Source organism: Collimonas pratensis, assembly GCF_001584185.1.
Classification (GTDB): Bacteria; Pseudomonadota; Gammaproteobacteria; order Burkholderiales; family Burkholderiaceae_D; genus Collimonas; species Collimonas pratensis.
Window position 1 is genome coordinate 954458 of record NZ_CP013234.1, and the last position, 14966, is coordinate 969423.

At 53.2% G+C, this 14966-nt stretch carries 14 protein-coding genes; 10 read left to right on the plus strand and 4 right to left on the minus strand.

Features of this window, described 5'->3' with window-relative positions; all coding sequences use genetic code 11:
* Positions 1–38: 38 nt before the first annotated feature.
* Positions 39–1526, minus strand: a complete 1488-nt coding sequence (locus CPter91_RS04320; protein ID WP_061937394.1) for a cryptochrome/photolyase family protein — start codon at positions 1524–1526, stop codon at positions 39–41.
* 114 nt (positions 1527–1640) lie between these two features.
* On the opposite strand from CPter91_RS04320, the gene CPter91_RS04325 reads away from it, so the two are divergent.
* From CPter91_RS04325 to CPter91_RS04350, 6 genes are all read left to right on the plus strand, one after another.
* The gene (locus CPter91_RS04325) at positions 1641–2306 is read left to right on the plus strand and encodes a YqgE/AlgH family protein (protein WP_061937397.1); all 666 of its coding nucleotides are present in this window, start codon (positions 1641–1643) and stop codon (positions 2304–2306) included.
* A gap of 30 nt (positions 2307–2336) precedes the next feature.
* A complete protein-coding gene (ruvX, locus tag CPter91_RS04330) occupies positions 2337–2744 on the plus strand; it encodes a Holliday junction resolvase RuvX (RefSeq protein ID WP_061937400.1) in 408 nt (135 codons plus the stop codon).
* A gap of 28 nt (positions 2745–2772) precedes the next feature.
* Positions 2773–3294 (plus strand): bifunctional pyr operon transcriptional regulator/uracil phosphoribosyltransferase PyrR, encoded by a 522-nt coding sequence (pyrR, locus tag CPter91_RS04335; protein ID WP_061937403.1) that lies wholly within the window; start codon positions 2773–2775, stop codon positions 3292–3294.
* Entirely contained in the window at positions 3287–4246 is a 960-nt protein-coding gene (locus CPter91_RS04340) for an aspartate carbamoyltransferase catalytic subunit (protein WP_014004791.1), read from the plus strand. The genes pyrR and CPter91_RS04340 overlap by 8 nt, the downstream gene beginning before the upstream one ends.
* A 61-nt stretch (positions 4247–4307) precedes the next feature.
* A complete protein-coding gene (locus CPter91_RS04345) occupies positions 4308–5597 on the plus strand; it encodes a dihydroorotase (protein WP_061937406.1) in 1290 nt (429 codons plus the stop codon).
* Complete coding sequence (locus CPter91_RS04350) at positions 5594–6376, plus strand: lysophospholipid acyltransferase family protein (RefSeq protein ID WP_061937409.1); 783 nt, start codon at positions 5594–5596, stop codon at positions 6374–6376. The genes CPter91_RS04345 and CPter91_RS04350 overlap by 4 nt, the downstream gene beginning before the upstream one ends.
* 33 nt (positions 6377–6409) lie before the next feature.
* Here the strand turns inward: CPter91_RS04350 and CPter91_RS04355 are convergent, their stop codons facing one another.
* On the minus strand, positions 6410–7243 hold the full coding sequence (locus CPter91_RS04355; RefSeq protein WP_061937412.1) for a symmetrical bis(5'-nucleosyl)-tetraphosphatase: 834 nt from the start codon (positions 7241–7243) through the stop codon (positions 6410–6412).
* A 353-nt stretch (positions 7244–7596) separates the two neighbouring features.
* Between CPter91_RS04355 and CPter91_RS04360 the strand changes: the two genes are divergently transcribed.
* From CPter91_RS04360 to CPter91_RS04375, 4 genes are read left to right on the plus strand one after another with little or no spacing between them, the layout of a single operon-like run.
* Positions 7597–8568: a glycosyltransferase family 2 protein gene (locus CPter91_RS04360; protein ID WP_061937414.1), complete on the plus strand. Its 972-nt coding sequence runs from the start codon at positions 7597–7599 to the stop codon at positions 8566–8568.
* A gap of 18 nt (positions 8569–8586) precedes the next feature.
* The gene (locus tag CPter91_RS04365; protein WP_205631653.1) at positions 8587–9228 is read left to right on the plus strand and encodes a class I SAM-dependent methyltransferase; all 642 of its coding nucleotides are present in this window, start codon (positions 8587–8589) and stop codon (positions 9226–9228) included.
* A 2-nt stretch (positions 9229–9230) separates the two neighbouring features.
* A complete protein-coding gene (locus CPter91_RS04370) occupies positions 9231–10115 on the plus strand; it encodes a hypothetical protein (RefSeq protein ID WP_061937417.1) in 885 nt (294 codons plus the stop codon).
* Positions 10108–12438, plus strand: a complete 2331-nt coding sequence (locus CPter91_RS04375; protein ID WP_061937419.1) for a hypothetical protein — start codon at positions 10108–10110, stop codon at positions 12436–12438. The genes CPter91_RS04370 and CPter91_RS04375 overlap by 8 nt, the downstream gene beginning before the upstream one ends.
* A 164-nt stretch (positions 12439–12602) precedes the next feature.
* Here CPter91_RS04375 and CPter91_RS04380 read toward each other — a convergent pair whose 3' ends face one another.
* Together CPter91_RS04380 and CPter91_RS04385 are read right to left on the minus strand one after the other, a co-directional pair.
* Positions 12603–13778 (minus strand): glycosyltransferase family 4 protein, encoded by a 1176-nt coding sequence (locus tag CPter91_RS04380; RefSeq protein ID WP_061937422.1) that lies wholly within the window; start codon positions 13776–13778, stop codon positions 12603–12605.
* Positions 13775–14929, minus strand: coding sequence for a glycosyltransferase family 4 protein (locus CPter91_RS04385; RefSeq protein ID WP_061937425.1), 1155 nt, complete (start codon positions 14927–14929; stop codon positions 13775–13777). Before CPter91_RS04385 ends, CPter91_RS04380 begins: the two co-directional genes overlap by 4 nt.
* Positions 14930–14966: the final 37 nt, after the last annotated feature.

The window sequence follows — 14966 nt, forward strand, 5'->3', positions numbered from 1 at the left end:
GCGACAGAGGTATTGCCGCCCGCTCGTTCAACTCTTTCTTACTCCTCAAGCGCTTTCTTCACCACCGCATAACGCTGCAAGGTCTGTTTGCGCGCATCATCGTGCTGCACCAAGGGCAGCGGATAATTTTCTCCCAGGCGGATACCGGCATCCTGCAAGTCCTTTGCTGGCGCTAGCCATGGCGCGTGGATATGCTTGTTGCCGAGGCCGGTAAGCTGGGGCAGGTAGCGGCGAATGAATTTACCCTCCGTATCGAATTTCTCGGATTGCGTAACCGGATTGAAGATGCGGAAATAAGGCTGGGCATCGCAGCCGGACGATGCCGCCCACTGCCAGCCGCCGTTGTTGGCGGCCAGGTCGAAGTCATTCAATTGTTCGGCGAAATAGCGCTCACCCCAACGCCAGTCGATACCCAGGTCCTTGATCAGAAAAGAGGCGGTCACCATGCGCAGGCGATTATGCATATAGCCGCTTTGCTTAAGTTGCAGCATTGCCGCATCCACTAACGGATAGCCGGTGCGGCCGGCGCACCAGGCTTGGAACAATGCCTGCCCATGCTGGCCGTTTTCCCACTGTATGGCATCGTAGTCCGGCTTGAATGCGCGCTGCGCAACATGCGGGTGGTGATACAGAATCATGAAGTAAAAATCACGCCAGATCAGTTCCGACAGCCATACCGCAGCGCCGCTGGCAGCGGCGCCATGATGCAGTGCCTGATAGGCGGCGCGGGCCAGGGTGCGGATCGATATGGTGCCGAAACGCAGATGGATGGAAAGATAGGAGGGCCCTTTGAGCGCCGGGAAGTTGCGGGCTTCTTCATAGTTGCCGATGCGGGGCAGGAAATTTTCCAGTAGTGCGGTGGCGCCTGACATGCCGGGGGTGATTTTCAATGTCCGCAGATTGGTTTCGCGAAAGCCAAGTTCTGCCAGGCCGGGGATCTTGCCTGGTTGCGCCGGCGGCGGCGCCAGGCGCGCGGCGTATTTCTCGATTTGGTAGGGTTGCAGGAAGAACGGCCCGTCGGCTGTAGCCAGTTTTTTCATCCACGCGTTCTTGTAAGGCGTGAATACGGAAAACGGCTGTCCTGACAGGGTAAGTATTTCGTCTTGCTCAAAAATCACCTGATCCTTGAAGCTTTGCCAGCCGCAGCCGGCGGCGGCCAGGGTGCTGGCGACTGCGGCATCGCGTTGCCTAGCCTGCGGCTCGTAGTCGCGATTGCTGAACACAGCGTTAATGTCCAACTGCCTGGCCAGGGTTGGGATCACATCGGCGGCGCTGCCGTGACGGACGATCAGGGCGCCGCCCAGCTTGCGCAGTTCCAGGTCGAGTTCAACTATGCTGTCGCGAATGAACTCGAGGCGGCGATCAGCCGTCAGGCCTGCATCCAGCAAAGGCTGCAGGATGTCGGTGTCGAACACGAACGCGCAAAACACGGTTTTGCTGGCTTTTAAGGCGTGATGCAGGGCGGCGTGGTCGAACACGCGCAAGTCGCGGCGGAACCAGACCAGGGATTTTTCAAACTGGGGCATAGAGACAGTCTATTTAAAAATTCTTGCGAGGTAACGCCGAGGCGGGCTTGCGAGCGACTTTACCCGAGAAGCAACACTATTCAAAGCGGCTAGCACCGGTTTAAAACTGATAAAATGCCGCCCATGGCCAAGCTAGATACAACCCCGGACGATTCGCCCGCGCGCAAGAGCGCGGCGAAGGCGTCGGGCGACCCGGATTCCCCCTCCCTGAATCTGACAAATCATTTCCTTATTGCAATGCCCTCCATGCTGGATCCGGTTTTCGGCGGCACCGTGGTGTATTTGTGTGAACATAATGCCAATGGCGCGCTCGGCGTGGTGATCAATAAACCTACCGATATGACCATGCAGCTGCTGTTCGAGCGTATCGACCTGAAGCTGGAAATCAGTACGGAACTGGGTTTCGACGATCCGATCGGCGAACGGCCGGTGATGTTCGGCGGCCCAGTCCAGGTTGAGCGTGGCTTTGTGCTGCACACCCCGGGCAAGAGTTATTCGTCGACGCTGAATGTGACGGAACAGGTCGCCATGACCACCTCCAAGGATGTGCTGGAAGAAGTCGCTCAAGGCAGCGGACCGCAGCGTCTGCTGGTCAGCCTGGGTTGTTCCGGCTGGAGTGCGGGCCAGCTGGAAAGCGAAATCGTGCATAACGGCTGGCTGACGGTGGCTGCCGATCCGGCCATCATTTTCGACTTGCCGATTGCCGAGCGATTTGCCGCTGCCGTCAATCTGCTTGGCATTTCGCCGTATATGCTGACTGCGGAATCCGGCCGTGCATGAGTTGAGCCGCGCTATGCGCAGGAGCCTGGCATGAGCGGTCTGACCGGCTTGAGCGGCACCGTGCTGGGCTTCGATTTCGGCCTCAAGCGTATCGGTGTGGCGGTCGGCAATACCCTGCTGAAGCAGGCGCAACCCTTGCAGGTCATCAGCGCAGCCACCAATGACGGCAAGTTTGCCGACATCGCGCTGCTGATCAAAGAGTGGCAACCAGTACTGTGCGTAGTCGGCTTGCCGCTGCATCCGGATGGCGCCGAGCATGAAATGAGCGTGCGCTGCCAGCGCTTCGCCAATCAGTTGCACGGCCGCTATGCGGTGGCGACGGTGCTGGTGGATGAGCGTTATTCGTCGGCAGTGATCAAGCAGCAGCGCGGCGAGGTGATCGACGACCAGGCGGCGGCGATTATTTTGCAGCAGTATTTTGATGATTTATCCGAATGATCCTGTTCGATTTTGCGATGAAGATGCAATGACTACTATCACCCCCCAATTTGATGCCGAAGCGCTGTACCAGGCGCTTGAGGCAAAAGTAAAAAGCGCGCTGGCGCAGACCGACAATGTGGCGGTCATCGGCATCTACTCAGGTGGCGCCTGGATCGCCGAGCGGCTGGTCGCAGCCTTGAAACTGAACCCTGCCGAGCGTCTGGGTTTTATCGATGTCTCGTTCTACCGCGACGATTTTTCCGAAAAAGGCTTGCGCACCGATATCAAGCCGACCCAGATTCCCTTCGACGTCAACGGCGCCACCATCCTGCTGGTGGACGATGTGCTGTACACCGGCCGCACTACGCGCGCCGCCATCAATGAATTGTTCGATTACGGCCGCCCGGCAAAGATCATGCTGGCGGCGCTGGTAGACCGCGGTGAACGCGATTTGCCGGTGGCAGCCGACTTTGTCGCCGCCGCGGCCACGCTTCAACCGGGCCAGTCCCTGCAACTTCAACGCGCCGACGACGGCAGTTTTACTCTAGACATTCAAACCAATGCTTAATCCCCAACTCAATAAAAACGGCGAACTGCAGCATCTGCTGACGATCGAGGGTTTGCCGACATCCGTTGTCACGCACATCCTGGATACGGCTTCTTCCTTCGTCGGTGTCAGCGATCGCGATGTCAAAAAGGTGCCGCTGATGCGCGGCAAAAGCGTGTTCAACCTGTTTTTTGAAAATTCGACCCGGACACGTACCACGTTTGAGATTGCTTCCAAGCGCCTGTCGGCTGACGTCATCAACCTGAACATTTCTGCCTCCAGCGCCAGCAAGGGCGAATCGCTGCTGGACACCATCGACAACCTGTCCGCCATGCACGCCGACATGTTCGTGGTGCGCCATGCGCAATCCGGCGCGCCCTACCTGATCGCCAAGCACCTGACCGACACCAGGCAGCACCACGTGCATGTGGTGAATGCCGGCGACGGCCGTCACGCCCACCCGACCCAGGGCTTGCTGGACATGTACACCATCCGCCATTACAAAAAGGATTTCAGCAACCTGACGGTAGCGATCGTCGGCGACATCCTGCACAGCCGGGTGGCGCGTTCCGACATCCACGGCCTGACTACCCTGGGCGTACCGGAAGTACGCGCCATTGGCCCGCGTACCTTGCTGCCGAGCGGCCTGGAGCAAATGGGCGTGCGCGTATTCACCGACATGAACGAAGGCTTGAAGGGCGTCGACGTCATCATCATGCTGCGCTTGCAGAATGAACGCATGAGCGGCGCTCTGCTGCCATCGGCGCAGGAATTCTTCAAAAGCTACGGCCTGACGCCGGAACGGCTGGCGCTGGCCAAGCCGGACGCGATCGTGATGCACCCGGGGCCGATGAACCGCGGCGTCGAGATCGATTCGGCAGTGGCGGACGGCGCGCAGGCGGTGATTCTGCCGCAGGTGACCTTCGGCATCGCGGTGCGGATGGCAGTCATGAGCATCTTGGCCGGGAATTGAAGCAACGCGCCACCAGCCTGAATCCAGATAAATAATTATAGAATCGCCATAACATCTACAGATGAAACTTCACATCAAAAACGGCCGTCTGATTGACCCCGCAAACCATATCGATGCTCAGCAAGATCTGTTTATCGCCGCCGGCAAGATCGTCGGCGTCGGCAGCGCTCCCGCCGATTTCACCGCCAACAAAACCATCGACGCCAGCGGCCTGGTGGTGGCGCCGGGCCTGGTCGACCTGAGCGCGCGCCTGCGCGAGCCGGGCTACGAATACAAGGCGACGCTGGAATCGGAAATGCAGGCAGCGATGCAGGGCGGCGTGACCAGCCTGGTCTGTCCGCCCGACACCGATCCGGTGCTGGATGAACCGGGCTTGGTGGAAATGCTGAAGCATCGTGCCAAAAGCCTGAACCAGGCGCACGTCTATCCGCTCGGCGCACTGACGGTAGGACTGAAGGGACAGGAACTGACCGAAATGGCCGAGCTGACCGACGCCGGCTGCATCGGCTTCGCCCAGGCCGAAGAGCCGATCCTGGATACTACGGTGCTGCTGCGCGCGCTGCAATATGCGCGTACCTTTTCCTACACGGTCTGGCTGCGCCCGCAAGATCCTTACCTCGGCGCTGGCGGTATCGCCCATAGCGGCCCGATCGCCTCGCGGCTTGGCCTGTCCGGCGTGCCGACCATGGCCGAGACGATACGGCTGCAGACCATTTTCGAGCTGGTGCGCGCCACCGGCGCACGCGTGCACCTGTGCCGGATCTCCTCCGCCGAAGGGCTGGAACTGATACGCAATGCCAAGAAAGAAGGCTTGCCGATCAGCTGCGACGTCGGCGCCCACCATATCCACATGACTGACGTCGACATCGGCTTCTTCGATTCCAATGCCCGCATGACACCACCGTTCCGCTCGCAGCGCGACCGCGACGCCATCCGCCAGGCACTGCTGGACGGCACCATCGACGCCATCTGCTCGGACCACACACCGGTCGACGACGACGAGAAACTGCTGCCGTTTGGCGAAGCCACGCCCGGCGCTACCGGCCTGGAACTGCTATTGTCGCTGACCTTGAAATGGGCCGAGGAATGCGTCGAAGCGGCACCGCAGCGTCTCAGCCGCGCGCTGGCAAAAATCACGACTGACGCGGCGCGCGTGGCAGGCCTGCCTGCCGGCCAGCTAGCGGTCGGCAGCATCGCCGACATCTGCCTGTTCGATCCGGCAGTGCGCTGGACCGTCGCCGCCAAAGAACTGGCCAGCCAGGGCAAGCACACGCCTTTCCTCGGATATGAACTCAGTGGGCGCGTCAAGACCACGATCGTGGCCGGGCACATTACTTTCGAACGCCCATGAGCAGCTTGCAAAAGCGGCTGCAGTTTACCTGGCGCCTTACGCGCGTGCTGCTGCACCTGGTGGTCGGCCTGTGGACTTGCGCAGTGGTGTTCCCGTTCGCCGATGACACCGGCCGCCGCTGGCGTATCCGTCAATGGTCGGTTGAGCTGCTGGCGATCTGCCGGGTGCAAGTCAGCTTGCACAACCCCGGCAACAATGTCGCGGCGGTGCGGGCGCTGATCGTCGCCAATCACATATCTTGGCTAGACATCTTCGCCATCAACTCGATCCAGACCTGCAGTTTCGTCGGCAAGTCGGACATCCGCGACTGGCCGCTGCTAGGCTGGCTATGCGAAAAGGGCGGCACCATCTTCATCGCCCGCGGCAAGCAGCGTGACGTGCGGCGCATCTTCCAGGGACTGGTCACCAGCATCGAAGCCGGCGAGCGGGTTGCCTTCTTCCCGGAAGGAACCACCGCGCCGCAAGGCGCCCTGCTACCGTTCCACGCCAACCTGTTTGAAGCCGCGCTGGACGCCAGGGTACCGGTACAGCCGTATGCCCTGCGCTATCTGGATGCGCAAGGCGCGCTGCATCCGGCCGCCGACTTTATCGGCGACATGACTTTTGCACAAAGCATGATCGCGATCCTGCAGGGAGAGCCGATGAAAGCCGAGCTGATCCAGCTGGCGCCCATCGAGACCGCCGGCCTGCACCGGCGGCAGCTGGCTACGGCTGCGCAAGGCTTGATTGCCGAAGCGCTGGGCCAGTCTCAAGCAGAGCAGGCCAGCGCTGCGGCTTGAGCGTGATGAGGGGATCCGCAGCCGGCTGCGGAGCTAGCCAGGGCGTTGCGCTTGTGGGCAGCTGACTTGCAGCAGGGCCCGGTCCGCCAGGCGTACGGCAGTCAGCTTGCCGCCCCAGACGCAGCCGGTATCCAGTCCGAGCAGATTGGGTCTCTGTATCAATCCCAGTGTCGACCAGTGTCCGAACACTACGGTGACGTCCTCCGTTTGCCGCTGCGGCGCGTCGAACCATGGCAGGTAGCCGGGCAGGGAAATTCCCGTGCTTTCCTTCGCCGCCAGTTCCATCGTCCCGTCTTTGTCGCAAAAGCGCAGGCGAGTCAGGGCGTTGACGATGCAGCGCAGGCGGTCGTTGCCTTGAAGGTCATCGTTCCAGTGCAAAGGCTGATTGCCATACATCTCGCGCAAGAAACCTACCCAGTCCGGTCCCTGTAGTACATCGGCTACTTCTTGCGCCAATGACAGTGTTTTTGTTGCAGACCATTGCGGCAACACGCCGGCATGCACAAACAAATGGTCTTGCTGGCATAGCGCCAGGGGCCGATGCCTGAGCCAGTCCAGCAGTTCATCCCGGTCCGGCGCGTTCAGGATTTCATCCAGGGTATCGCTGCGGTGGAGTTTGCGGATGCCGTGGGCCGCGGCTAGCAGATGTAGGTCGTGGTTGCCGAGCACAGCTTGGGCACGCTCGCCCAGGGCGCGTATCAGGCGCAATGTCTGTAGCGATTGCGGGCCGCGATTGACTAGGTCGCCGACAAAAATCAGGTGTGAATTTGGAGTAGTCGAGTCTATTTTCTCCAACAGTGACAACAAACTGGAACAACATCCTTGGAGATCGCCGATCGCATATGCACTGGCGGAGGCTGATGGCATGACTGTACCTTGTAGGTTGAGATCTTAATTGTCTATTATTAATGTTAATGAGAATTTGTCACGAACAGGTTGTAAAGCAATCAAGCCAGTTATGTCAATTTAAATTGATGATCAAATTTCACGATTCGCAGAATGAATATGGAGATACTTAATGTTTCAATAAAATTGTGGGATTTCAATATGGCGCATAGTTCGGTATCAGCACTACTCAGCTTTTTCAGAGCAATAAAGTTGCGCGGAGTATCATTTTGTATCTATTCGTAACAAATATTTACAGTTTTTTTATATGAAAACTCCCTGGCTTTATCCCTTAAAATGGCTAAAGTTACGACAAAAAATAGAAAAGAAAGCCATTGAAATTAATCATACAGATACCTTGTTTTAACGAGGCAGAAACTCTTCCCATTGCGCTCTTGGCATTACCCCGTAAAGTTGCGGGATTTGATCAGGTCGAGTGGTTGGTTATCGATGACGGTAGCGTAGACAATACTGGAGAAGTGGCAAAGGCCCATGGTGTTGACCATGTTGTCCGCCATGCCGAAAACAAGGGGTTAGCTAAAGCCTTCATGACGGGCTTAGATACTTGTTTATGTTTAGGAGCTGACGTCATAGTCAACACTGACGCAGATAACCAGTATAACGCCGATGATATTCCTGTATTGACCTTACCTATTCTTCAAAACCGGGCAGAACTGGTGATTGGCAGCCGCCCTATTTCTAGCATCTCGCATTTTTCGCCTATAAAGAAAATGCTGCAAAAATTGGGGAGTTGGGCGGTACGGATAGCGAGCAATACAGACGTGCCTGATGCTCCGAGTGGATTTCGTGCCATGAGCCGCACAGCGGCGCAACGACTGATGGTATTCAGCGACTATACCTATACTTTGGAAACCATCATTCAGGCTGGGCAAAAAAATATGTCCGTTATCTCAGTGCCTATCCGGGTGCACGGAGATCTTCGACCTTCGCGTCTAGTCAAAAGCATGCCGTCCTATATCAGGCGCAGCATTGTGACTATTGTTCGCATTTTTGTAATTTACCGGCCATTTTTCTTTTTTGGAACAATTGGTTCTGTTCTTTTCTTTGCCGGTTTTCTTATCGGCTTGCGATTTTTATGGCGATATCTGATGGGTGAGGGAGATGGTCATATCCAGTCCCTGATTCTCGCTTCAGTTTTATTGGGAATGGGATTTCAAACCCTACTTATCGCATTTGTAGCTGATTTATTGTCAGCAAACCGTAAATTACTTGAAGATATTCGCTTTAAAACGGCCAAGCTAGCTAACGGTAAAAATACGAATTTGGCGAGTCGAGAAGATGACTGAAAAAAAGAGCTGCGTCTCATGAGTATAAAAATTGCAGGTGGCACTGAGGAAGACGGCATTGTCGTTGGAAATACCTATGACAAGTATAGCTCTCGCAATCCCATCGTCCGATGGATGATGAATGGCTTTGAAATGGCTCTGTCTGGCTTCGTTTCTAAAATATCGCCGACATCAATACACGAAATTGGTTGCGGCGAGGGATACTGGGTCTTGCAATGGAATGAACAGGGATTTTCCGCGAGAGGATGTGATTTTTCCAGGCGAGTTATCGAAATAGCGCGTGAGAATGCGAGTAATCGCGGAATGTCGCCTTCGTTTTTTGACACCCGTAGCATCTATGACTTGAATGCAGAGAAAGATAGTGCAGATCTAGTGGTTTGCTGTGAGGTGTTGGAGCATTTGGAAAATCCAGAGGCAGGCTTGCTGGCGCTTCAACGAGTGGTGGAGCGGTATTTGATCGTCAGTGTTCCGCAGGAGCCACTTTGGCGTGGCCTCAATCTGGCTCGAGGAAAATATATCTCTAGCTTGGGTAATACACCTGGCCATATCAATCACTGGTCAACACGTGGTTTTATCCAACTGATATCGAAATATTTCGACGTGATCGAAGTCAAGAGTCCGTTACCGTGGACTATGCTTCTTTGTCAGCCACGCCGTTGACCATGAGTTCCATTTCGCAGCGTGTGCTTAACTGGGTCGGTAGTGGAATAGCAATCATAGGAATCGTCTTCGTTGCTTTTCGTTTGCACAATTATTGGGGCGGGATTGATCTCTCACAGATTGCGGCAGAAGCCTGGGCTTTCATATTAGGGCTTGCAGTCCTATATGGAGCGGCGAATTTACTGCTTGCATTGGCTTGGTGGCATCTGTTGATACATTTTGACGTCCAAGCCACTCGATTGTGGGCGATCAAAATTTACGGCGTTTCCCAACTGGCGAAGTACGTGCCTGGCAATGTTTTCCACCTCGCCGGTCGTCAAGCAATGGGAATGGCAGCGGGGGGGCCGGGCAAAATACTGGCAAAGACATCTCTGTGGGAACTCGGTTTGATCGCCGTCGCCGGCCTGTTTTACGGATGGCTAGTTTTACCACTGATATTTCCAGATTTTCCTTCGCTGATAAGCTTTTTTCTTTTGTGTGGAACTGTATGGGGGGGCGCATATTTGCTATCCAGAATTATTGGATCTCCCGTTGCAGCATCATTTCTCTGGCAAATATTTTTTCTCGCTGTATCTGGTGGAATATTTGCCGCCCTTCTTAGGGTAATTCGCGACAGCTTGGACTACCACATACAGACTTGGTTGCTGATAGGTGGAGCATATATCGTGGCATGGCTGGCTGGCTTAGTCACTCCTGGGGCTCCTGCTGGGGTTGGTGTTCGAGAGCTGATTTTGCTCTTGTTGCTGAACGGCCTAGTGGCGGATGGCGATTTGCTGAGGGCCGTCTTACTAGGGCGGCTAATCACGATAGCTGGAGACTTTTTATTTTTTGTGGCGGCATTTCTGATTCCTGCCAAATTTTGTGTCCTTGAGAAAAAATATGGCTAGCAATCAAAACTGGACCGTTCGGGAGGGTTTGTCCGCTGCGGCAGCGATCGTTTTCGTCCTGGTATTGAATGGCGCACTACCATTCTTTACGACTCCGACTCTTGGGCAAGCCATATGGACAACGGGATTCTCGCAGTCGTTTGCGAATGGCCCCTGGTACAGCATTTTTTCACATGATTTTGGTTTTCCGAAACCGGCCGCGATTGCTTTTGGGCTGGCAGGTGCATGGCCGGCAAGTTTGCTGATCAGGCTGGGTTTACACCCGGCGGATGCTTATTCGGGGATGGTTGCTTTTTGGTTAGCAGTGGGGCTGTTTTCCGCTTATCAGATTGCTCGGAAATTTGGTGCAAGGAGATCATTGTCCTTACTGGGGGGAATGGTATGGATGAGCATGCCGATCATATGGGCGCATGCCGGATACAGCATGCTTTCGTTGGGCATGGGGCTTTTGCCATTTTATTTTTTGGCGGCGTTGAAACTGTTTGTGATGGACGCAGAAAATGGAGTCACCGCTTCGGCGATCGTTTTCTATTTTGTAGCTGCCTTCATTTCCGTATTTATGGATGGTTACACGTTCATGATGTTTGCAACAGGCGCAAGCATTCTTCTGGCCGTTGCTGCGTTCAATCGACCTGAAATGCGGTGCACCTTGTTACGAACAGCACTCCCGGTGCACATGATTAGCCTTGGTTTGGCTTATCTTCTCTTTAGCGCATACGTTGGCAAGACAAGTTTTGGAGGAGAGCCAATCGATTTTTTTAGAGGATGGGGACTAGATCTGTCTTTTATGGCGATCCCGACAAAGGGCATGCATTGGATACCGGACTTGCTCGGATTCAGTTTAACGCGCAGCGATGACGTGTATTTCGGAGATGCATCAGTCTGGAGCACTACTTTCTCGCTTCCCTTGATTCTTGCCGGGATTATTGCCTGGAAGAGAAATCGGCAACAGACCATATTAGTTACCGCGGCTCTTCTGATTGCGGTTTTCGGATTTTATATGGCGCTTGGCCCGTCGTTGAAAATAAACTCGACAAAGCCGGAAACCCTTCAACTTAGCCATTCTGGACAGCAAAGCGCGTTGATGTCGGCTGATCTTGCCATTATGCCGACCGGCAACGCATGGATCTCTGAAATATTACCTGGCTTTAAAGTAATGAGAGCATCCTATCGCTGGTCTGCACTCGGTATCTTTGCCGTGTGGTTGTTGATTATGTACACCATGGCACACGGTAATCGAAGGGAGGATATGTTATGGGTGGGGGTCTTTTCATTACTTGTGCTATTTAACCTCCCTAATATTCCGGAGAGATGGCGTAATGGTGTCGCTACACGAACAATGTTTCATCAAATTGATCATGACCTTGTCGCAAGCCTTCATCGGCTAATCCGAAAAGACGAAATTGTCGCATTCCTTCCCTGGGGGAATGATTTTATCGTCAACTATTTGGCGCCCAGAGCAGGATTTCGTACATTAAATATCGGAGGTGACAAAAATCTGTTCGATGCGGAGGGGAAGTGGCCCCCTGAAATGGCGGAGATAGGACAAGAACTCGATGTGGGGGACATTCCAGCAGCAATGAAAATGCTATTTGATGGAACTGCTGATGTTTTGGTAGTGCCGTATTTCAATATGCTATGGTCTGCTCACCTTTGGCCTTGTCTCGATCAAACAACGATGGTACTCAGTATTGAACAGCAAGACGAGTTCCATCGTCCGGGGTTTGTTTGCCCATTGCAACTAAAAGCTGAACGACATTCAGTCATTCTTGCCTTGCAAAAATTACCTTATCTTGAAGTTATTGACTCCGGCTTATTTGCCGTCATCAGATTACGTCCCGAATTAGTGGGAAAAAACAACCGTGCTGCACTTACCGCGGCGGTAGTCGGCAATGTCCAGTACCCAATTGTGATCGGCTCTGATTTAAAAGAGGGTTCGATTATCTTGCCGTCAGGATGGTATCGTTTAGAACCTAATCTGGTTTGGTCACAAGGGAACTCCAAGCTAGTACTTCCTGTCCCGGAAGAATGCACCACAAGGAGTTGTGCTGCCATTTTAAAATTCTATGTTCATGGCGCAAGCCCGGAACGACCAACAGCAGTCAATTTCGACAGCGTAGAATCAACCGGACACTGGCGCGAAACGATGATTTCGACTTCGGTTGATGGCAATGAAATGGTTGTGCCTCTCAATAATTTCGGCGGCAAGCAGGAAATTTCTATTTCGATTCCTAATGCAACGTCACCTCAGGTAATGACGGGCTCATTGGAGAAGCGAATTCTGGGAATTGCTCTTTTGCGTATCGAGCTAATCCACAAGTAGCCGTGTTCTCCAATTTTTTATAGAGAATTGCACAACTCAAATAAGTAGCGAAGAACTCAATCTTGATTGAGTTCGCCAGGCATGGGACGCTGTGCCCGCAGTCGTTACCGCCAACGAAGAAAGTATATTACGGAAAGAATCGGTGTTGTTTGCTAAACAGAGTATTAACTAATTCCACAAATTTCAACAAATTGTTCGTTAATCGCTTCCCAACTATGATGATTGCGGACATATTCCATCCCGCTATCACCGATGGCCGCAGATAGCTGTGTCGATGCAAGTAAACTGAGCACTGCCTGGATGAAATCCGGTGATGAGTCAGCCACCATTATGTCTTTTCCTGGGGTGGCGGAAATATCACCTAAGCCAAGCGAAGTCGTCACGGTAGGAGTGGCACACGCCATCGCCTCGAGGATCTTGAATTGCATGCCTGAGCCAGATTGCATGGGAGCGATGGCAACGGACGCCGTGTTCAAGATAGCAGCTACAGATGGCACTCGGCCCGTTACTTTGATGGCACTGTCATGCTTTCCGAATGTCAAAACACTGGGATGCGGATTGCTACCGGCAATAATCAATTGCACTTCTGGAATCAATGATTTTATCTGAGGCCAGCAATTCTGGATGAACCATTGTACGGCATCAATATTTGGCTGATAGCCCATATTGCCAGTGAAGGCAATGACAGGCCCCGGTTTTGGATTTCCCCTGTTTTTATTGAATTGTTGCATATCGATGCCAAGGGGAATTGCATGAACCTTGTCTATGCCAATGGATTTCTGATCGATTTTGGAGACTACAAATGACTGCGTGGCTTGGAGTGCGACATTTCTTTCGAACCTGCATACCCGCCGACACTCCAAATCCAGAAGCCAGCGCTTCAAGCCTTTTGCCATACTGACACGCCTGGAAAAATTGAGCCCCATAGAGTCAACCATATCCACAAACACTCGACTTTTATTTTGGGCAATGTTCGGAAATACACGAACCATCACACAATAGAGCGCATCGGGTTTGAAACCAATACGTAAAGTATTGACCCTCCTTTTAAACTTCCCAGACTGGAAGAGTGCGCATTGAAATGGCATTAGAGGATTAAAAATTGCCTTTAGCAAATGTGCTAAGGCTACGAAAGGTTTCCAGAGAACGAAGTGAACGACGATCCCTAATGCCTCTAAAGCTTGTTTTGCCTCACGGTCTTCAGCTTTGGTTATATCGCCGAAACAAACCAGCACAACGGTGTTGCTGCGCGCCAGATGCATTAAACGAAAAAACGAAACAACCTGATCCCCTTTTTTTCCCGATGATGGAATTCGGCTCGATATAGCTAGAATTTTCATTTCTCTGACATGCAATGCTGGTAAATGGAAAGTGTCTTCCGGGCTGTCTCGGTCCAGGTGAATTCGAGGGCTCGCGCATATCCGCGATCAGCCAATGATTGTCTTAACTTGTCATCATGGATCAGTTGATACATTGCCTGTTCGATGCTGTCTTGATTCAATGGATCTACATATAGAGCGGCGTCACCACCTACTTCTGGAATCGACGTTGTGTTTGAAGCGAGTACTGGGCACTTCGCAGAGAAGGCTTCTAGCAATGGGATGCCGAAACCTTCGTAAAGGGACGGATAAACAAAAAAGGTTGCATTACGATACAAGTCGGCCAATTCCTCGATCGAGATGAAAGACAAGAATTTCACACGATCGGTGGCCCCTGCATTTTTTACTACGCGATAGGCTTCGCTGTTTTCCCAATTCGCATAACCACTAATGACAAGTTGTTCATCGATTTCATGTTTTTTCCAAAGAGCAAGGTATGCTTTCACCAAGCGTAGAGTGTTTTTTCTTGGATCGTTTGCACCGAGAGTCAGAATATAGGGGGAACGACCCGTAACCGAATTTTGTGGTTGCTCCTTAACCGCTTGCTTGAATATGGCGTCGCAAGAAAGAAAAGTGACACTCACGCGCTCGGGGTCTAGGTTTGGTATTAGGTCCAGAATGTCACGTCGTGAATACTCCGAAATTGTGATCACTCGATCTGCCGACAGCGTGCATCGCGGAACCACTGCTCTCCTGTATATTCGACCAAGAGCCTGATAGTTATTGGTTGGCTTGGGTACGAATTCTCCAGTCTGAAGAAACATGACATCCATCAGCGACAGCACTAGTTTGATACCTCTCGGCATGATCACCGGAGCCGTGTTACCTAAACAATGCAGAATATCCAGGTGGTCATGGCGCGCAGCGCGCGGCAGCGCCAGTTGTTCCCAGAATGGGTAAGCTGGTGTGGTAAGCCGGCGGACTGTCACATTGGCTGCCCTTGGGAGTATTCCCTCGTGATCAGGCGCGGATATATATAGGAAGAACTCGGTTTCGGGGCTCAATCTGACTAGCTCCGCAACGACGTTGAGAGAGTAATTTCCTATGCCGCGTCTCGGGTGTCTTGTAATAAAGCGCGCATCAATTCCTACTCTCACATCTTTTCCTTCCATAAATAAGCTGTTTGGCCTTTGATAGGCGCCGATAATA